This is a genomic window from [Clostridium] ultunense DSM 10521, assembly GCF_000511955.1.
Taxonomy (GTDB): Bacteria; Bacillota; Clostridia; order Tissierellales; family Tepidimicrobiaceae; genus Schnuerera; species Schnuerera ultunensis.
This window is the reverse complement of sequence record NZ_AZSU01000003.1, coordinates 174,429-193,090: the sequence shown is the minus strand read 5'-3', so window position 1 is coordinate 193,090 and position 18,662 is coordinate 174,429. Positions and strand designations below refer to the sequence as shown.

Here is an 18,662-nt window from a genome sequence, read left to right as displayed (position 1 = left end):
TTTTAAATCAAAATTAATCAACCAGTATAATTATTATTAACATCAGTAATCCTTATTCCAAAATTATCATCTATTACTACTACTTCACCTTTGGCGATGAATTTTCCATTGGCATAGATATCTAGCGGCTCCCCAACTAATTTATCTAATTCTATAACAGTTCCTGGCCCATATTCTAAAATCTCGCCAATTTTCTTAACAGTTCTTCCCAATTCTGCAGTTAATTCCACCGGTATATCTCCAACTAAATCGATAGATTCATTATAACTAACATCAGCAGTAGTGTCAAAAGTTTCAAACTCTGGTTTTTTGATGATTATATGCTCTTTATTCTCACTTTCATACTCCTTGTCAACTTTGGGAGTTTTTTGGACAATCTCCTTTGAAGGACCTTTATCAGTTTTTTCAAAAGAATTAATATTTTCTTCTTCAGTCTTACCATCTTCAACAAAATCATCTTTTGGACTACCCATTAGGTTTTCTACCATCTGTTGCCCGAAATCTAAAGGGATTAATTGCATAATTTCACTATCAATTAAATCCTCCACTACCATTTTAAAAGATACCTTTATTATAGGAGCTAAAGTCTTTAAAACTTCTAATTTTTCTCTTCCCTCACTGAAAGTTATCTCATAGGATTTTGGTGGTTCAATATCTATCCTCTTTAAAAATATTTCTGATAATGAAGTGGCAGAGGAACCCATCATTTGATTCATCACTTCAGAGATAGCACTTAAATCCAGCTCTGTCAGTTCCCTATTCGTATCTATTTCATCTTTTCCCATCATAATATCGGTAATTATCTTTACATCATCAATATTTATCATCAATATATTGGAGCCTTCTAATCCTTCCTTATATTTAACATCAACTGCAACAAAGGGAATTGGATACTCGTAGGATAATTCACCTGCAGTTGTAACTTCCACTTTAGGAGTGGTAATTGTTACCTTCTTATTTAATAGGGTTGATAATGTAGTTGCTGCAGTGCCCATACTTATATTCCCTATTTCTCCTAATGTATCCCTTTCAATTTCTGTAATTACCTGTTCATTCGTATTCTCATTACCTAAATCCTCTGTCCCTTTTAAAAGAAGATCTATCTCTTCTTGAGAAAGCATATCCTTATCCATCTTAATCTTCACCATCCTTTGCAACATTTACTATTTTAACTGCCATTTTTTTCTTGGAAGTACCAATATTTCCTAAATACTTTACATTGGAACCTACCCTAACCTTAGCTTTATCACCAGTGCTTGTATCCAATTTGATAACATCACCTTCCTGTAAGGTTAGTATATCCTTTACCCTTACTAAAGTTGAGCCTAGCTCCACCTTTACAGGCACTTTAGTATCTAACATTCTCCTTTTTATTATCATCAATTCTTTATCTGATAACTCTTTTTGTGTAGTTGAAAACCAAAATCTTGTACTTAATTTATCTAAAATTGGCTCAATGACTAAATAGGGAATACATATATTTAACATTCCTTCTGTTGTCCCAATTTCTAAATTCAAAGTAACCAATGCTATGGTTTCATTATGGGGAACTATTTGGGCAAACTGAGGGTTCACTTCGATCTTATCTAGCTTTGGTTTTAGGTCGATTACATTGCTCCAAGCTTCACTAATTAAAGGCATTGCCTTTTCCATCATACCTTCCAATAATGTTAACTCTATTTCAGTAAAAGCTCTTAATTCTTGCTCCTTAGTACCATCTCCACCTAAAAGCCTATCTATCATTGAAAAAACAACATTAGTGGATATATCTATTAGAATTTGGCCATTTAAAGGTTTGAAATCAATTATACTTAAGAAAGCTGGATTGGAAATGGCATTACTAAATTCACTATACGCAAATTGGTCAACTGTCAATATGGATATTTTCACAGGAGCTCTTAAATATCCAGATAAAAATGTTTGAAACAATCTACCTAAATTTTCATGGATTATCTCTAAAGTCCTTAACTGATCTTTTGCAATTTTTTGCGGGTTTTTAAAATCATATTTCTTGACCTTTTTTGAACTTTCTACTTCTTTTATTTCTTGAACATCTACCTCTCCAGAACTAAGTGCATGAAGTAGGGCGTCAATTTCATTTTGAGATAATACTTCTGCCAATTGCCTCTACCTCCTTCATCACTGAATAATTAAATCATTGAAGTAAATATTTGTTATAGTACTATTATTAAAAAGTTTCACTAGACTTTCCTTTATCTCCTTCTGTAATCCAACTTGTCCCTCTTCACCTTGTATTTCATCTTCTGTTTTATTTCTTATGATCTTATTGATATCATCCCTAATTAAAAATTGTTTTTCACCTAACATATCTAATGTCTTTTTATTGCTAGTTTCAATGGTTATCTTTACCTTCATTATTTTTTTACTATCCTTTATATTACAGTACATATCATCTAAGGTCAGATTAAATGTTTCTACTTGTTTCCCACTAGAATCATTAACTTTGCTATTCCTATAGTATGTTACGCCTAGAACAACGCCAAGTATTGCAAATATTATTACTACAACCAAGATGATTATCAATATTATATTTCTATTATTCATATTTCATCTCATTCCCTTCTACTTTGGTTCCATTTCTTCATAGGAAGATCTAAGAATCACAATGTCAACCCTTCGATTTTTCTGCTTGTTTTCAGCAGTATCATTTGGAGCAATTGGCCTATAGTAACTATACCCTGAGGAAGAAATCCTGTCCCCATCAATTCCCTTTTTTTCGACAAGAAACCTTAAGACATTAGTTGCTCTGGCAGATGATAACTCCCAGTTAGTAGGAAACTCGGATGAGTTACCGGTTGGTACTGTATCCGTATGACCTTCTACTTTAATCAATCTATCGTTAAATTCGTCCATATTCAATATTTCCGCAATAGAGCTTAATATCTCAACGGACTCAGGTCTTAAATATGCCTTTCCAGAATCAAACAAAACTTTATCCATAAATCTAATTACCAAGCCTCTTTCTTCTATAGAAAGAATGATCTCGGGACCAAGACCAACACTATCTGCATACTCTTCTAATAGGTCTTTTAAACTCTCTAAATCTCCCTCTAATGTATCCTCCAAGGATTCTATATTTTGTTCTAATTCTAAAGTAGTACCTCCATTCAATACTCCTGTTCCACCTTGAAAACTAGTCATTATACTTCTAAATTTTTGTGCATCAATTTCAGAAAAGGAAAATAAAAGTACAAAGAAGGCCAACAATAGAGTTACCATGTCACTATAAGTGGTAAGCCAATTGTCTGCATTGTTTTGATCTACCTTTCTCCTTCTTCTCATTATACTCCCTCTCTCTCCAGATGTTCCCTATAATTCTTCCTAAGTTCTGGTGGAATAAAGGTTTTAAGTTTTTCTTCAATTATCCTTGGATTTTCTCCTGCTTGGATTGACAATAATCCTTCTACAATTAGTTCCTTAACCAACACTTCGGATTTGCTCCTTATCTTTAACTTTCGTGCTAAAGGTAAAAATACAACATTAGCTAAAATTGAACCATAAAATGTTGTAACTAATGCAACAGACATATTAGGTCCAATCATGCTAGGATCATCCAGATGTTTCAGCATATTTATTAATCCAATTAAGGTACCTATCATACCAAAAGCAGGAGCATATGTACCCATAGTTTCAAAAATACTTTGTCCATCCATATGTCTTTCTTCTAAAAAGATTAACTCCGTTTCTAAAATATTTCTTACAAGTTCAGGATCAGTCCCGTCAACAATTAGCATTATTCCCTTTTGTAAAAAATCATCCTGTAATTCTTCAGCATATTCCTCTAGAGCCAAAAGTCCCTCTTTTCTTGCTATATTCGCCAAATTGATTATCTCTCCTATAACCTCATCTGGTAGAATTTCCTTGTAAACGAAAGCTTTTTTAATTACCTTTGAAGTATTTAAAAAGTTTTTTAGAGGAAAGCTAGCTAAAGTAGAGGCTATAGTCCCACCCAGAACAATTATTATAGATGGAATATGTACATAAGAATCTATCTGTCCAGATGTTAGAATACCTCCTATTATAAAAACAACACCAAGAAGGAGACCAAGTACTGTTGATATATCCAATTGCTACACCTCTTTCTTTTCAGCTCTTCTTTTATATTCAATGACTTTTGATTTATAAGTAATTACTTTGTCAATTATTTGGTCCACTGATTCAACCACTACGATTTTTTGCCCCGTCGTCAATGTAATTACTGTGTCTGGGGTTTCCTCAACAAATTGAATCAAATCGCTATTTACAACGAATTCCTTTCCATTTAATCTCTTTACCTTTATCACATATAATCCCACCTTTTGTATAGGGCTTAGGGGATGTTATCCCCTATCCCATTACCTTATAAAATTATCTTTTCATATTTACAAGTTCCTGTAACATTTCATCTGATGTAGTAATTATTCTAGAATTTGCTTGGAATCCCCTTTGGGTAGTAATCATCTCGGTAAATTCCATAGATAGATCTACATTTGACATTTCCAAAGTTCCTGGAGCTATGGCCCCATAACCACTATTTGCTGCTTTCCCATATTGAGGTTCTCCAGAGTTCCTGGTATCAACAAAGAAATTGCCTCCGATTTTTTGTAATCCCATGGAATTGTCAAACTTAGCTAGCATCAGCTGGCCTAAAGCCTTTCTCTCACCATTGGTAAATATCCCTACAACTACCCCTTTATCATCAATAGCATAACCCTCTATTTTTCCTGATGAATTGCCATCTGCATGAGGTTTTGCATCCATGTCGTTAGCGTATTGGGTGAGTTTGGAGAAGTCAATTGTAATATTGCCATCTGCATCACCAAACCTAACACCCTCTTTATTTAGAGGTAAAACTTCACCTTCAGGTGCATTGATCAACTTCCCATAATCATCAAATTCTAACGGGTCTTGCATAACAACTTCTCCACCTAAAATATCTTCCTTACTTGCTTGATCTATAACATTAACTATAGTTACTTGCCATGTCTTTACACCTGTTTTTTCAAACCTAAAATTCACCTTATAAGAATTGCCTAAACTATCCTTTATTATGGTATCAGTTATGTGTATACCTTTTTCTGGGTCTTCTGTTACTATAGGTATCCTAGAGTCTAAATTACCTCTCACTTCAATATTCTTGGTGGTTGTTGCTGGTACAGTTTCAGATCTATTAACCCGAATTCCACCTACATTGGAAGTAATTTCTCCATCTTCAGCTAGATACCCCAATACTTTATATCCATCGGCAGTAACTAAATTTCCATCCCTATCCAATGTAAAATTACCGGCTCTTGTATAGAATCTATTTTCAAAATTGGTATCGTCAGATACTACAAAGAAACCTTCTCCATCTATCATTAAGTCTTCAGGATTGTCTGTTCTTTGGGCTGGACCTTTGGTGTGGATAGTATTTATAGCCCCAATGTTCACACCTAACCCTACCTGTTGAGGGTTTGTCCCTCCTCTACCATCTTGTGGAGCACTAGCCCCCCTTATTACTTGACTAAATACCTCTTGGAAAGTCATAGTACTTCTTTTATAGCCAATAGTATTTACATTGGCTATATTATTACCTATAACATCCATCTTGTTTTGATGTACTCTCAATCCTGATACACCTGAGTACATTGATCGCATCATACTTATTACCTCCCATTATTTGGGCAGGAATATATCCTCTGTCAATCAGATATATATAACCTCCTATAAAGGTCCGGTTATACGATAACTGCCCCATCTATATTAGTAAATACATTGTCTTTTAATTGTTCCTTGTTCACCGTTGTAATTACTGTTTTATTTTTAATACTTGCTATAAAGGCTTTATCTCCCATAAGGATTAAAGCGTCTTTCACACCTTTTTCTTCAGCTTTATTGAAACCTGACTTTAGTCTTTTAAGTTCTTCCATACTTAAAGTCATATCCCTATGATCCATTCTATTTATCGCATGTTTAGAAAATATAATTTCATCATCTCTATTTTGAATTTGCTGCAACACAGTTTCGAAATTTTTGCTAGGTAAGTTTTTATTTCTAGTAATTGGTCGAGATGAATTAATAAGTTGATTCTCCAATCTTTTAATTTGTAAATTATTCATACTTATCATCCCTATCCTTAGAGTAGACTTTAATTATCTTCTTCTGATTCTACTTCCTCCAACCCATCTATGGCTATTATTAGTTCCTTATATGCCTTTTCTATTTCCGTATTTGTTGCATTTTCATCTTCTACTACCGCTTTTGCATTTATAAGGGCTTTTTCGAGGAATTCCCAAGTCTCTTTTGTATAATTTTCTCCCTTTAACCTTTCAACCATTTCTATTTTCCCTTTTAATTCTGCCTTATCAACTGGTTCTGGTTCTATGCCTAAATAGCTTTCCATTGCTTTTCTAATATTTATTACTTCCTTAAGTATATGGATATTTGCTTGTATCTGGTTTAGGTTTAACTTTTCCATAGAATCCAACACTTCTTCACCTAAGGCTTCTACATTTTTGTTTAAATTCTGCATCTGTTCTAAAGTTGAAAACTGAGCCAACTGGGCAATAAATTCTCTATCCTCTATCGGATTTAATGGATCCTGATTTGCTAATTGGGTTGTTAAAAGCCTCAAAAAAGCAGTTTTATCTAAGTCATTGTTTCGACTATCTACAACTTTTTCCTTTTCTTTTTTATCGTCAAATTTATAAATATACTCTAAATCATCATAATTATTTACTTTCACACTTCCACCTCCTTATGCAAATAGGTTTAATTGACCTTCATGATAGCTTCTTTGAATAGTTCTTGTTGGAGCCTCGTCGTAAATTTCAATCCCCTTTGATCTATTGTTTTTAATCTTCAATTTAGAGGGTTTTTTATTTAGATAGAATTCCTTTCTATTCTCCCTTTCAAAATCCTCGTTGGTTCCTACAAACACCTCAAAGGTCTTTATTTCCAAACCGTTATCCTTCATTTCCTCTTTAAATTGGTATAGATTTGCTTCCAACAATTCCTTAGTCCTATAATTATCTACTAAAACCTTAGCCAAAAGAGACCCTTTTTCCACTTCCATTTTTAGGATAAGTTCCCCCAAGATTTCAGGTTTTAGTTTAATCCTTATCTCCTGTTTGTTATCATCTACTATTAGTTTTGCTTTTTCTACTATCTGTTCAAATACCATCTTTTTATCTATTTCTTCAAACTCTTTATCTAGAATTTTTGGATTGGGTTCCAAGACAATCCTGCTTTCTATTTGTAATACCGGAGTATTTGATTCCACATCTTCTATATTAGCTTCATCTATTATATCTGCTACATTTTCTATGCTTGGTTCATCTTTTTTCGATAGTTCCTTCTCCGTAGTAGAAGTTTCATCAAAATCTATTTTTTCAGCTTGTCCTTGATCTAGGTTTATTGAGTTCTCTTCTCCTTCACAGTCTATTTGATATTCATCTACACCTTGTGTATCCCCATAGGTTATTGGTATCTTAGACTCTAACATTTCCTTTAATCCATCAAAATTATCCTTAAATTCTATAAACCCTTCCTCTATCCATTCGTTTTCTATATTCAATTCCTTTTCTATTGTCTGTACTAAACCGTCAATATACTCAAATATTTCAAAAATATTTTCATAATCTTCATAAGCAAAGGATAGGCCCTTTTGAAGTATTAGTTCTCCTAAGATAGTAGTAGCTTTTTTAATTTCTGTATTTAAATTCTCTATATCCATTTCATTAAACTCTTCTGACAATGGATTTAATGTAAAAAGCAAATTTAAAATTGAATTAAAAATAGGACTTATTTCATCTTCTAATTCACCTATTGATTTATGTCCTTCTTCAGATCTAATATCCATCTCTTTTTCAACTGTATTTTCTTCTTTTATTTTCTCTTCAGCAAATGGTTTAACTTTATGTTTATGGTCTACTATTGTATTGTTCTGTTTTTTTCTCTCTCCTTCAAGTATTTGAGAAAAATCTTTCTCGTTATCTACATCAAAATTTTTGAGATTAGAAGGATTTTTATTTACCCCTTGAAGGTTATTCGCTAGAATTATTAAACTAGTCAATTTTTCACCTCCTCCTATAATATTATTTAATTTATGGTCTAGCTAACATTTGAGTTAGCTTAGAGGCATTTTCAGTGCTCATATTATCCATAATGCTGGATAAGGTTTTATTTCTCATCCTAGTAACTACATCTACTATTATGGAAGCATCCGATATTTGGAATACTGGTTCTGAGTTTATTTCTAAAGCAGTTACTGTAGTGTTATTCCCCATCATCTGCTCAACAATTTCAGCTACCTTATCTGGGCTCATCTTATTATAAACGGCTACCAGATCATCTATCTTTCTATTATATTCAGTAATAAATTGGATGGACTTACCAATTTCATTGGTAATAGATTCTTCTACACCTTCCAACTCTTCTTCCTTACGAATAGCAGTAAATAATTCCTCTATGAAAGTATCCTCCTCTATTTTGGACAAAGTTTCTGCAGATCTTAAAACAGAAAAATTCTTATAGATAATTCCCAGTTCTTCCATAGAATATTCGTTGGTGTTTCCAATTTCCTCTAAAACCTCTTCAATAGGTTTTACTTCATATAAATTTGCTAAATCAGCAAGTTTTAAATACTGAATCTCTTTAGCAGATAGTTTGCTTTCTATACTAGTCCTTTTATCATCAGATAATGAATATAGAATATCCTCTTTAATGTCGCCATCTATATAGTAAAGAATATCCCTTGCCCTATCTTCACTTATAAAGGTAAAGATATCTGACAGACTTTCTTTAAATTGACTATCCTTCTCCACTCTACCTTCTATCTCTTTTATTGTTATTAAAAGATCTTGGTTTTCTAATCTATTTATCTCATCTAAGAATTCGCCTTCCTTTTCCCCTTTAATTTCTTCATAAATTGAAGACAGTAAATCCTTCCTAAGCTCTATATTCCTAACTAATTTTATTACTTCTCCAGTTTTAGTTGTAGAATTAGAATTCATCAACCTTATAATTTCGCTATATAGTTTTCCATCCTCTTTTTTAATTATATATAGTTTATCTGCAGCAATATTTGGGTCTAAGGAGAGATAATAATCTGCTAAATATGTCTTCTTACCATTCTGTTCCGCTTCGACAGGAGAAGACCTAAAGTATTCACCAATCTTTCCTGGTACCTTTCCCAGAAGGTTATTAACCTTTAACTTAAAGGTCTTATTATTAAAGTAAGTTAAACTTGCTACTAAAATAGGAATAACTATAAAGGATATTATTAAAATTAATTTTAATTTTCTTGATTTATTCTTCTTAGCTACTTCTACAATTTCCATTATTTCTCCCCCTACTATTGGGTACTAACTTTATAACTTATTATTGCATCATTTTGCTTTTCTTCCCGCTTTTTAATCTCATATAGATGTTTTTCATATTCATTTTCCTTTAGTTTTTCAAAGATCTTTTTTTCTTGTACTGCTGTAATCATTTCTTCTTTCTTCTCTTCTAATTCTTTTTGTATTTCAGTAACTACTTCCGCTTGTTCTTTTATCCTCGTATTTACATCCTCTATGTAAGTACTGTACATAGCTAGATTACCTACCTTGGTTTTGGTAGCAGTTGAATTTTTTTCATCTAATAAATTCTTTTTATATCTATTGAAATCATCTAATTTGCTTTCTTCACTATTTAACCTTTGTTGAACTACACCATATTGATTTTTTTTCAAATCTTCTATGGTTCTTTTATAGTTAAGGACTTTTTCCAATTTAAAATTGAAATTCATTATCTACCTACCCCCTATTACAATTCATTGATTTGACGATCTATTTTTTCCATCATTGCAACAGTTTCTTCAAAGGGATATACTTCTAAAGTTTCTTGGATTAATAATTCATCAATATAATCCTTCAATTCTATGGCTTTATCTATCTTTTTATTTGAACCTCTTTTATAAGCTCCTATATTAATTAAATCCTCAGATTCCTTATAGCTTGCCATTATGTTTTTTATAGAATTGGCTTTATCCAGATGATCTTGTCCTACTATATTAGGCATAACTCTACTTACACTAGCCAGAATATCGATAGCTGGATAATGGTTTTGATTAGCCAGTTTTCGAGAAAGGATTATATGGCCATCTAAAATACCCCTTACAGCATCGGTAATCGGTTCATTTAAATCATCTCCGTCAACTAAAACCGTATACAATCCTGTAATAGTACCTTTTGAAGATGTTCCTGCTCTTTCTAATAATTTAGGCATAATGGCAAAAACAGACGGAGTAAATCCTCTAGTAACTGGCGGTTCCCCTATAGCAAGTCCAATTTCCCTTTGGGCCATTGCAAATCTTGTTACAGAATCCATTAATAACAATACATTTTTTCCCCTATCCCTAAAATATTCTGCAATAGCGGTGGTAACTAAGGCACCCTTAACCCTTATTAAGGCAGGTTGATCTGAAGTAACTACTACTACCACCGATTTTTTTAATCCCTCTTCCTTTAAATCATTCTCTAAAAACTCTCTAACTTCCCTTCCTCTTTCTCCAATTAACCCTATTACATTTACATCTGCAGAGCTACTTCGTGACACCATACCCATAAGAGTACTCTTTCCTACTCCACTTCCTGCAAAAACACCAACTCTTTGACCTTTCCCACAGGTAAGGAACCCATCAATAGCTTTTATACCTAACGGCAAAGGTTCCTTTATCAATCTTCTATCTAATGGGTTTGGCGGAGGATTGGATACAGGATAAGTCCTTTGAGCTTTTATAGGTCCCTTCCCGTCGATAGGATTGCCTAATCCATCTAATATTCTACCTACTAGCTCATCCCCTACATTCACCCTTAAGGTCTTTCCACTTGCAACTACTTTGCTTCCAGAAGCAATGCCTTCCATATCCCCTAAAGGCATAAGAAGAATTTTATCATCTTTAAACCCCACCACCTCTGCTAGTACAGGTTCATCCTTATCATGAGGATGTATATAACATAGTTCTCCAATAGTAGCTATTGGGCCATTGGATTCTATTGTTAAACCAGTTACTTTAGTTATCTTCCCCGTATATTTAATAAATCTTTTTTCATTTACCATCTTTATGTATTTTTCAATATTTATACTTTCTTCCATATCTATCACTCGTTATTCAAAATTGAGATTAATAAATCTCTCACTTCATCTAATTGATTCTTTATACTCACATTCACACTTCCCTTAGAAGTTTCCAATATACAATCTCCTTTTTCCATATCACTATTTATCCTAATATCTAGTTCATCTATTAAACTAGCTTTTGCTAATATAATATCCTTAGATTTATTTACCATATCATAATCCTCTTGGGATATGATTATTGTCAATCTTTCAGATATCTCTAGGTTATCTATTCCATTCAGTATTAGGGAAACTATGAGTTCTTCATCTTCTTCTGCTTTTTTATTCAATACCTTCTCATATATAGTTATTACAAGCTGGATTATATCCTCTTCTAAATCCTTCAACATCCTATTCCTTTTTTCTATATAATCATATTTTATGTTCAAGGCTTCTTTTATCAACCTCTCTGATTCTTTTTTGCCTTCTCCATATCCTGTTGCATAACCTTCTTTATTGCCTTCATCTCGCCCTACCTTAAAGCCTTTATCATACCCTTCCCTTTCAGATTTATTGAATATATTCTTGGCCCTTTCATAGGCTAAGTTTAACCTATCTTCATACTCTTCATGGGCAGACTCTACAATTTTTCTAGCTTCTTCCTCTGCCTCTAAAATTATTTTTTCATATTCTTCTTTAGCCTCTTCCAATAGCTCTTCTTTTAAGGATATATTCTCCAGATCTACCTTCTCATCAGTTACAACATTTTTTTCTATAACTCTAAAAGATTTAATTATATTAGACAATAATCTCATCTCCTCCTCTAGGAGTGATTATTTCTCCATCTTCCTCAAGTTTTCTAATTATATTAACAATATTTTGCTGGGCTTCCTCTATATCCCTTATACGCACTGGTCCCATAAATTCGATATCCTCTTTAATCATCTCTACAAGTCTCTTACTCATATTTGTAAATACCACTTCTTTTACTTCCTCGCTGGCGCCTTTTAGTGCAATAGCCCATTGAGCATTGTCGATTTCCCTAATAATTCTTTGAATACTTCTATTGTCTAGCGACACTATATCTTCAAATACAAACATTCTCTTCCTGATTTCTTCACTTAATTCTGCATCCATCATATCTAATTCTTCCATAATAAATTTCTCCGTACCCCTATCCGCTGAATTTAAGATATCCACAACTGATTGGATACCACCAGTAGATGTAAAATCCTGGGATAACATGCCAGAAAACTTTGTTTCCAGTACCTTTTCGATCTCCTTAATTACTTCAGGAGATGTTCTATCCATAGTTGCAATCCGCATGGTCACTTCTCCTTGCTTTTCAGGTGCTAGACTAGCAAGGATTTGGGCTGATTGGTTAGGTTGTAGATAGGATAGGATTAAAGCTATTGTTTGAGGATGCTCATTCTGTATATAGTTTAGCAACTGGTTTGGGTCAGCCTTTCTAATAAATTCAAAAGGTCGAACATGTAATGATGATGTTAATTTGTTGATAATGTCAACAGCTTTATCAGTACCCAGGGCTCTTTCAAGTACCTCTTTTGCATAATTTATTCCACCTTCTGATATATATTCTTGAGCTAATGCTATTTGATAAAAGTCCTCTATAACCTGCTGCTTCTCCTCTGAAGAAACCATGCGCATATTTGCTATTTGCAAAGTTAGCTCTTCGATTTCGTCTTCATTCAGATGTTTAAATATTTCAGCAGATTTTTCTGGTCCCAACGCAATTAATAATATTGCTGCCTTTTCTTTCCCATTAAACTGTCTCTTCATCATATTGATTCGCTCCTATTCATTCAACCAAGTTCTTAATAATTGGGCTACCGCATCAGGTTTTCTATCAACAAATTTCTCTATCTGAGCTTTCATCTTTGACTCTTCAGTTTCAAATTCTAAATCTTCTACTTCATCTTTTATAGATCTTACATCCTCCATCTGGGTATCAAATTCATCTAGCTCTTCTAGCTCCTTTATCTTCTTCCTTCTATATATGATGTATCCTGCTACAGAAGATGCAGCTACTAGCGCTAATATAATAGCTAACCAATTAAAGCTCTTAGTATCTCCTACACTATCGGCTAAATCTTGGGTTCTAAAGCTTTCAGCTTTTACTGCAACTTGTCTAGTATCTAAGCCTGTTGCCGCATATATTAAATCAGAAATTTCCCTTTCCATATCTGGTGAAAAATTTCCGTCGATTAATACATCTCTATTGATCAAAACTGCCACAGTTATATCCTCCACTTGACCTGGGGCTTTTTTAATCTCTTTGTTTATTTCATCCAATTCATAATTAATAATGCTACTCCTTTTATCATACCTTTCCCCTCCATCATCTTCCATTACATAATCTGGCGGGTTTTCTTCCTCTCCCGGTACACCTCTAGCTGCACCCCCTACCATATGTTCTTCGATTTCCTCCATACTTCTTATTAAACCTTCTTCACTTCCTTCAATTGGAGGGGCAAATTCTACTATGGTAGTTTTTTCACTATCAAAATTGATCTTAACGCTAGATCTTATATCCACATTTCCAGGTCCAAAAATATTTTCTAGAAAATTCCTTATGCTATCATTTATTCTCAGTTCTAAATTGTTCTTAATATTAAATTGATCTGTCATTAAAAATTCAGATTCATCTTGTTCCCCCGTTAGTAGTCTCCCTTCGCTATCAACTATTTGCACTTTTTCCGGATCCATATTTATGGATCCAGCCACTAAATTTTGAATAGCCATAACCGTTTCAGCCTTTAGGGGTCTATTATCGTTTTTCTCTATAAAGACTGAAGCGGTGGTTTCTTTATTGTTTCCCTCTAATACAAAACCAGAATCTTCTTTTTCATTTATGTACACAGTAGCATTTTCGATTCCATCAATATCGGAAATGGTTAAAGATAGTTCATTTTGTAAAGCCAGCTTCATCCTTTCCTTTTTATCATAATCTGTCATAGTCCAGCTACTATCGTTAAATGCATCTTGGAAACTATATCCCTCTTTAGGAAGACCATAGGAAGCTAGTTCAATTTTTATCTTATTTTTTAATTCAGATGGTACTAATATGGTTGTAGTGTCGTCCTTTGGAGTCTTCCATTTTACGCCCATTTCATCTAACTTTTTTGTTATTTGTGCCGTGTCTTTTAAAGATAAGTCTTGGTAAAGAACTTCATATTTTGGCCTTATAAATACTATTGAAAGTATGACTATTGATAGTATGGTAATAATACCAATTATAATTAGCTTAGTTTTTTTATTCTTGCCCATCTCCTGCCAATATTCATTTAATTGATTCCTCATTTGCTGTATTGTTTCCCCCACCTTAACACCTCATTTCTTACAGCTTATTCTTCTATATCTGCATTCTCATTATTTCTCTATAGGCTTCAACTACTTTATTCCTGATACTCAATGTTAATTGCAATGAAATATTAGCCTTTTCCTGAGCTATAGCCACATCGTGAAGATTATCCACATCACCAGTAATTAATAGCCTTTTATATTCATCGCTTTCCAACTGCAACTCATTGACTCTATCTAATGCTTTATTTAAAAATAGACTAAATTGATTATCGTTTTTAGATTCAAAATCTCCATTTAGTCCATCATTAGGTAAAATATGATTGTTTAAACCAATAGTTTTTATCTCCATTTAACTACCTCCTACCTATTTCTAATGCTTTCATCAACATAGATTTTGTTCCATTCATAGCAGTTATATTTGCTTCATAAGCCCTTTGAGCATCTATCATGTCCACCATCTCACTTACTATTTCTACATTAGGCAACATAACATAGCCATTTTCATCTGCATCTGGATGGCCAGGTTCATATCTCAATTTATAAGGAGTATTGTCTTCTGTAATTTCACTAATAGTTACCCCATTACCAGCAAATTTGTTGGTATATCTATTTAGATAATCTTTAAAAGAATTACCCTTGTTCTCTTCAAAGACTACCATCTGTCTCCTATAGGGCATTCCTCCTGTAGCTCTAGTAGTGTTGGCGTTTGCCATATTCTTGCTGATAATATCAATTCTAGTTTTCTCTGCTGTCAAAGCAGAAGCGCTAATATTAATTGAATCAAATATACCCATTCTTATTTACTCCCTTCATTGATTACATTTTTTATCTTGTCAAACTCACCTATAACTTGATTAATTACAGCATTATACATTATGGTGTTTTTTGCTAGATCCGCCATTTCCGTATCTATATTTACATTGTTCTTATCGAATCTGTAGGAATGGTTTCCATCTACACTGATACTGGGATTTACTTCATCTATACCCTTCGATATTGGTAGGTGCTTATTGTGAGTTCTATTTAGCTTAGATTGATTGTTTCCTATAGCTTCTTTTAATTTGTCTTCAAAATTAACCGTAAGCTTCTTATAATTAGGGGTGTTCACATTTGATATGTTATGATTGATTACTTTGTCCCTTAGCCATAAGCCATCTAATGCTTTATTAAGCATATCTATATTGGTACTTAAACGTTCAAACATTCTATCACCTCATACTTTAAATATTAATACTTAATAGTATAGATTTCAAGATAAAAAGTCCATTATTTGCCTTTTTTGCCATAAGCCCTTTTTTTTAAACAATATATACCCATTTATCATTTACTATTTTATATAATACAACATAATTCTGCATTTTTATAGTATAATTTTCTCTATTTTGGTAAATGCGCCTTTAGACCCAACTATAATAAAAAAAGTAGTGGGAAAACCACTACTTTCTACCTGATATTAATTAATATCACTCTTTAATTTTTTCCAATTCTTCTAATAGCTTATCATTTAAGATTTTTATATGGGTTCCTTTCATCCCCAAAGATCTGGATTCTATAACACCTGCTGATTCAAACTTTCTCAGAGCATTGACTATTACAGATCTAGTAATACCTACCCTATCAGCTACCTTGCTAGCTACTAAAAGCCCTTCCTCTCCATCTAATTCTTCAAAAATATGTTCCATTGCTTCCAATTCCGAGTAGGATAAAGTGCCTATTGCCATTTGTACCATAGCCCTTTTCCTTGATTCTTCTTCCATCTCTTCAGTTTTAGATCTTAATATCTCCATCCCTACTACAGTTGCACTATATTCAGCTAATACCATATCATCTTCTGTAAACATTCGACCAAATCTGGCCAATACCAAGGTTCCTAACCTTTCACCACCACTGTTAATTGGAATTATAGTAGTAATCTTATCTGGATAATCACAATTTGATACTTGATCAAATACACATTCAGTTATCTCTTTAACATTTTCTTTAGTCTCTGTAACCTTTAACAGCTCATCATTATATTTTTTTGGAAACCTCTTTTCTTTAACAATTTCAGCTTGAATAATATCACAATCGAAACCAGTGGATAATTCATATCCCAAAACTCTACCCTTTTTACTAGCAATATATACATTGGCATCTAGTATTTCGCTAAGTATCTTGCTTAATTCTTGAAATGAAACGGGTTTTGAACCTGAACTTTGTAAGGTTTTATTTAATCTTCTTGTTTTTTGTAATAGACTTTCAGTCATCTATATCCTCCTTCTATAATATATATTTTGATATATCTTTTTCATGTATATAAGCCATTAATTTTTTGTTCACATAAGCTTCATCTATTATTATTTCATTGGTATCTAAATCAGGGGCTTCAAAAGAAATATCTTCAAGCAATTTTTCTATCACTGTTTGCAATCTTCTTGCCCCAATATTTTCAGATTGCTCATTAGAGACAAATGCTACTTTAGCAATAGCATCTATTGCTTCATTAGTGAACTCTAAATTAATACCTTCAGTCTTAATTAGATATTTATACTGTTTAGTTATTGCATTTTTAGGTTTAGTTAAAATCTCTTTAAAATTCTCCTCTGTCAAACTTTCTAACTCAACTCTAATAGGAAACCTACCTTGGATTTCCGGTATTAAATCTCCCACCTTTGATACATGGAATGCTCCTGCAGCAATAAATAATATATGGTCTGTTTTAACTGGTCCATGTTTAGTCATGACTGTTGTACCCTCGATTATAGGCAATATATCCCTTTGGACTCCTTCCCTTGATACATCAGGACCACCACCATAATCCTTTCCAGCAATCTTATCTATTTCATCTATAAAGATCATTCCACTTTCCTCTGCTCTTTTAATTCCCACATCAATTACTTCATCCATATCGATTAGTTTTTGTGCCTCTTGATTATTAATTATCTTTCTCGCTTCTTTAACGGTTACCTTTTTTTTCTTGGTCTTTTTAGGCAATAAATCCCCAAATATGTCTTCCATATTAATATTATATTCTTCCATGCCAAGACCACTAAATAATTCTACAGTAGAATTATAACTATCTTCTACATCGATTTCAATGATCTCATCATCTAATTCACCCTTTAACAGTTTTTCCTTTAATTCTTTACGTCTATTAATTATTATCTCCTTTTCGCTTTCTGCTATATCATCTTTTTCTTCTGTAGCCCCAAAAATCATTTCTAGTGGATTGGTGCCCTTTTTCTTTAAAGGGTAGGGCAATAAGATTTGAATTAACTTATCATCTGCTAATTTTTTACTCTTTTCATAGACCTCTTCTATTTTTTTTACCTTTACCATTCGAATAGATTCTTCTACTAAATCTCTAACCATGGAATCTACATCTCTCCCAACATATCCTACCTCTGTAAACTTAGTAGCTTCCACCTTTATAAAAGGTAAATCTACTAGTTTCGATAACCGTCTAGCGATTTCTGTTTTTCCAACTCCTGTAGGACCAATCATTAGTATATTTTTAGGCTTCACCTCATCCTTAAATCCATCAGGAAGTAGATTCCTTCTATATCTATTTCGTAAAGCAATAGCAACAGCTTTTTTTGCTTCTCTTTGGCCAATAATATATTTATCCAATTCCTCCACTATTTGTCTTGGGGTCAATTCCTTCATCATATCATCCTCCTTAAATAACTTCAACAGTTATATTATCATTAGTATAAACACAAATAGATGAAGCGATTAAGATGGATTCTCTAGCTATTTCCTCAGCTGTTAGATCAGAATACTTTAATAATGCTTTTCCAGAAGCTAGAGCAAAGTTCCCACCAGAACCAATGGCAATTACTCCTCCTTCTGGTTCTATAACCTCACCATTTCCTGAAACCAGAAGCAAATTCTCCTTGTCTGATGCAATTAGTAAAGCCTCTAACCGTCTTAATACTTTATCTCTTCTCCAATCTTTTGCCAATTCAACAGCAGCCCTTTTTAAATTCCCACTATATTGTTCTAATTTTTCTTCCAATATTTCTGCCAATGTTAAAGAATCAGCTACGGAACCAGCAAAACCTATTATAACATTATCGTCATATATCTTTCTAACCTTTTTTGCAGTATTTTTCATAATTGTTGCATTTCCAAATGTTATTTGACCATCTCCAGCAATTGCAATTTCACCATCCTTTTTGATGGCCACAATAGTAGTACCACTCATCATAAGCAACACCCCACTAAAATATAAGCATAATCAATTTGTTGTTTTCAGAATATTTAATCATCTATAT

Annotated in this window: 22 protein-coding genes; all 22 read right to left on the bottom strand. The window is 33.0% G+C overall.

From position 1 onward, the window contains the following. Window positions 1–17: 17 nt before the first annotated feature. Window positions 18–1,145 carry a flagellar motor switch phosphatase FliY gene (gene fliY, locus CUL_RS0108060; RefSeq protein WP_236616450.1) on the bottom strand — a complete coding sequence of 376 codons (1,128 nt, stop codon included), beginning with the start codon at window positions 1,143–1,145 and terminating at the stop codon, window positions 18–20. Continuing rightward, window positions 1,135–2,121, bottom strand: coding sequence for a flagellar motor switch protein FliM (gene fliM / locus CUL_RS0108055; protein WP_005585542.1), 987 nt, complete (start codon window positions 2,119–2,121; stop codon window positions 1,135–1,137). Before fliM ends, fliY begins: the two co-directional genes overlap by 11 nt. An 18-nt stretch (window positions 2,122–2,139) precedes the next feature. Continuing rightward, on the bottom strand, window positions 2,140–2,565 hold the full coding sequence (locus CUL_RS0108050) for a flagellar basal body-associated FliL family protein (protein WP_025641091.1): 426 nt from the start codon (window positions 2,563–2,565) through the stop codon (window positions 2,140–2,142). Between the two features lie 18 nt (window positions 2,566–2,583). Beyond that, complete coding sequence (locus tag CUL_RS0108045; protein WP_005587811.1) at window positions 2,584–3,303, bottom strand: OmpA/MotB family protein; 720 nt, start codon at window positions 3,301–3,303, stop codon at window positions 2,584–2,586. Then, window positions 3,303–4,088, bottom strand: a complete 786-nt coding sequence (locus CUL_RS0108040; RefSeq protein ID WP_005587810.1) for a flagellar motor protein — start codon at window positions 4,086–4,088, stop codon at window positions 3,303–3,305. Before CUL_RS0108040 ends, CUL_RS0108045 begins: the two co-directional genes overlap by 1 nt. Window positions 4,089–4,091: 3 nt before the next feature. Continuing rightward, the gene (locus tag CUL_RS0108035; protein WP_005587809.1) at window positions 4,092–4,304 is read right to left on the bottom strand and encodes a flagellar FlbD family protein; all 213 of its coding nucleotides are present in this window, start codon (window positions 4,302–4,304) and stop codon (window positions 4,092–4,094) included. A gap of 64 nt (window positions 4,305–4,368) precedes the next feature. Next, window positions 4,369–5,640, bottom strand: a complete 1,272-nt coding sequence (locus CUL_RS0108030) for a flagellar hook protein FlgE (protein WP_005587808.1) — start codon at window positions 5,638–5,640, stop codon at window positions 4,369–4,371. A gap of 77 nt (window positions 5,641–5,717) precedes the next feature. Continuing rightward, the gene (locus tag CUL_RS0108025) at window positions 5,718–6,098 is read right to left on the bottom strand and encodes a TIGR02530 family flagellar biosynthesis protein (protein WP_025641087.1); all 381 of its coding nucleotides are present in this window, start codon (window positions 6,096–6,098) and stop codon (window positions 5,718–5,720) included. A 29-nt stretch (window positions 6,099–6,127) separates the two neighbouring features. Next, the gene (locus CUL_RS19450) at window positions 6,128–6,724 is read right to left on the bottom strand and encodes a flagellar hook assembly protein FlgD (protein WP_005587806.1); all 597 of its coding nucleotides are present in this window, start codon (window positions 6,722–6,724) and stop codon (window positions 6,128–6,130) included. Window positions 6,725–6,736: 12 nt separating this feature from the next. Continuing rightward, window positions 6,737–8,053: a flagellar hook-length control protein FliK gene (locus CUL_RS0108015; protein WP_005587805.1), complete on the bottom strand. Its 1,317-nt coding sequence runs from the start codon at window positions 8,051–8,053 to the stop codon at window positions 6,737–6,739. Window positions 8,054–8,084: 31 nt separating this feature from the next. Beyond that, window positions 8,085–9,320 carry a MotE family protein gene (locus tag CUL_RS0108010; protein WP_025641085.1) on the bottom strand — a complete coding sequence of 412 codons (1,236 nt, stop codon included), beginning with the start codon at window positions 9,318–9,320 and terminating at the stop codon, window positions 8,085–8,087. 14 nt (window positions 9,321–9,334) lie between these two features. Further along, window positions 9,335–9,769, bottom strand: coding sequence for a flagellar export protein FliJ (fliJ, locus tag CUL_RS0108005; RefSeq protein ID WP_025641083.1), 435 nt, complete (start codon window positions 9,767–9,769; stop codon window positions 9,335–9,337). A gap of 17 nt (window positions 9,770–9,786) precedes the next feature. Beyond that, on the bottom strand, window positions 9,787–11,118 hold the full coding sequence (fliI, locus tag CUL_RS0108000) for a flagellar protein export ATPase FliI (RefSeq protein ID WP_025641082.1): 1,332 nt from the start codon (window positions 11,116–11,118) through the stop codon (window positions 9,787–9,789). A gap of 5 nt (window positions 11,119–11,123) precedes the next feature. Further along, the gene (locus CUL_RS0107995; protein WP_040354246.1) at window positions 11,124–11,888 is read right to left on the bottom strand and encodes a FliH/SctL family protein; all 765 of its coding nucleotides are present in this window, start codon (window positions 11,886–11,888) and stop codon (window positions 11,124–11,126) included. Next, window positions 11,881–12,885 carry a flagellar motor switch protein FliG gene (gene fliG, locus CUL_RS0107990; protein ID WP_005587797.1) on the bottom strand — a complete coding sequence of 335 codons (1,005 nt, stop codon included), beginning with the start codon at window positions 12,883–12,885 and terminating at the stop codon, window positions 11,881–11,883. Before fliG ends, CUL_RS0107995 begins: the two co-directional genes overlap by 8 nt. Window positions 12,886–12,897: 12 nt before the next feature. Next, window positions 12,898–14,424, bottom strand: coding sequence for a flagellar basal-body MS-ring/collar protein FliF (gene fliF, locus CUL_RS0107985; RefSeq protein WP_005587796.1), 1,527 nt, complete (start codon window positions 14,422–14,424; stop codon window positions 12,898–12,900). A gap of 31 nt (window positions 14,425–14,455) precedes the next feature. Beyond that, window positions 14,456–14,755: a flagellar hook-basal body complex protein FliE gene (gene fliE, locus CUL_RS0107980; protein ID WP_005587795.1), complete on the bottom strand. Its 300-nt coding sequence runs from the start codon at window positions 14,753–14,755 to the stop codon at window positions 14,456–14,458. Window positions 14,756–14,759: 4 nt separating this feature from the next. Then, a complete protein-coding gene (flgC, locus tag CUL_RS0107975) occupies window positions 14,760–15,200 on the bottom strand; it encodes a flagellar basal body rod protein FlgC (RefSeq protein ID WP_005587794.1) in 441 nt (146 codons plus the stop codon). 2 nt (window positions 15,201–15,202) lie between these two features. Beyond that, on the bottom strand, window positions 15,203–15,610 hold the full coding sequence (flgB, locus tag CUL_RS0107970) for a flagellar basal body rod protein FlgB (RefSeq protein ID WP_005587792.1): 408 nt from the start codon (window positions 15,608–15,610) through the stop codon (window positions 15,203–15,205). A 259-nt stretch (window positions 15,611–15,869) separates the two neighbouring features. Further along, entirely contained in the window at window positions 15,870–16,652 is a 783-nt protein-coding gene (codY, locus tag CUL_RS0107965; RefSeq protein ID WP_005587791.1) for a GTP-sensing pleiotropic transcriptional regulator CodY, read from the bottom strand. A gap of 13 nt (window positions 16,653–16,665) precedes the next feature. Further along, a complete protein-coding gene (gene hslU, locus CUL_RS0107960; protein WP_025641079.1) occupies window positions 16,666–18,051 on the bottom strand; it encodes an ATP-dependent protease ATPase subunit HslU in 1,386 nt (461 codons plus the stop codon). Between the two features lie 13 nt (window positions 18,052–18,064). After that, window positions 18,065–18,595 (bottom strand): ATP-dependent protease subunit HslV, encoded by a 531-nt coding sequence (hslV, locus tag CUL_RS0107955; protein WP_005587788.1) that lies wholly within the window; start codon window positions 18,593–18,595, stop codon window positions 18,065–18,067. Between the last annotated feature and the right edge of the window lie 67 nt (window positions 18,596–18,662).

Bases quoted from the DNA above. Each gene is read 5' to 3' on its own strand.
- CUL_RS0108050 (WP_025641091.1), bottom strand. From the start codon at position 2,565: ATGAATAATAGAAATATAATATTGATAATCATCTTGGTTGTAGTAATA.
- CUL_RS0108045 (WP_005587811.1), bottom strand. From the start codon at position 3,303: ATGAGAAGAAGGAGAAAGGTAGATCAAAACAATGCAGACAATTGGCTT.
- CUL_RS0108030 (WP_005587808.1), bottom strand. From the start codon at position 5,640: ATGATGCGATCAATGTACTCAGGTGTATCAGGATTGAGAGTACATCAA.
- CUL_RS0108025 (WP_025641087.1), bottom strand. From the start codon at position 6,098: ATGAATAATTTACAAATTAAAAGATTGGAGAATCAACTTATTAATTCA.
- CUL_RS0108010 (WP_025641085.1), bottom strand. From the start codon at position 9,320: ATGGAAATTGTAGAAGTAGCTAAGAAGAATAAATCAAGAAAATTAAAA.
- fliJ (WP_025641083.1), bottom strand. From the start codon at position 9,769: ATGAATTTCAATTTTAAATTGGAAAAAGTCCTTAACTATAAAAGAACC.
- fliI (WP_025641082.1), bottom strand. From the start codon at position 11,118: ATGGAAGAAAGTATAAATATTGAAAAATACATAAAGATGGTAAATGAA.
- fliG (WP_005587797.1), bottom strand. From the start codon at position 12,885: ATGATGAAGAGACAGTTTAATGGGAAAGAAAAGGCAGCAATATTATTA.
- fliE (WP_005587795.1), bottom strand. From the start codon at position 14,755: ATGGAGATAAAAACTATTGGTTTAAACAATCATATTTTACCTAATGAT.
- flgC (WP_005587794.1), bottom strand. From the start codon at position 15,200: ATGGGTATATTTGATTCAATTAATATTAGCGCTTCTGCTTTGACAGCA.
- flgB (WP_005587792.1), bottom strand. From the start codon at position 15,610: ATGTTTGAACGTTTAAGTACCAATATAGATATGCTTAATAAAGCATTA.
- codY (WP_005587791.1), bottom strand. From the start codon at position 16,652: ATGACTGAAAGTCTATTACAAAAAACAAGAAGATTAAATAAAACCTTA.
- hslU (WP_025641079.1), bottom strand. From the start codon at position 18,051: ATGAAGGAATTGACCCCAAGACAAATAGTGGAGGAATTGGATAAATAT.
- hslV (WP_005587788.1), bottom strand. From the start codon at position 18,595: ATGATGAGTGGTACTACTATTGTGGCCATCAAAAAGGATGGTGAAATT.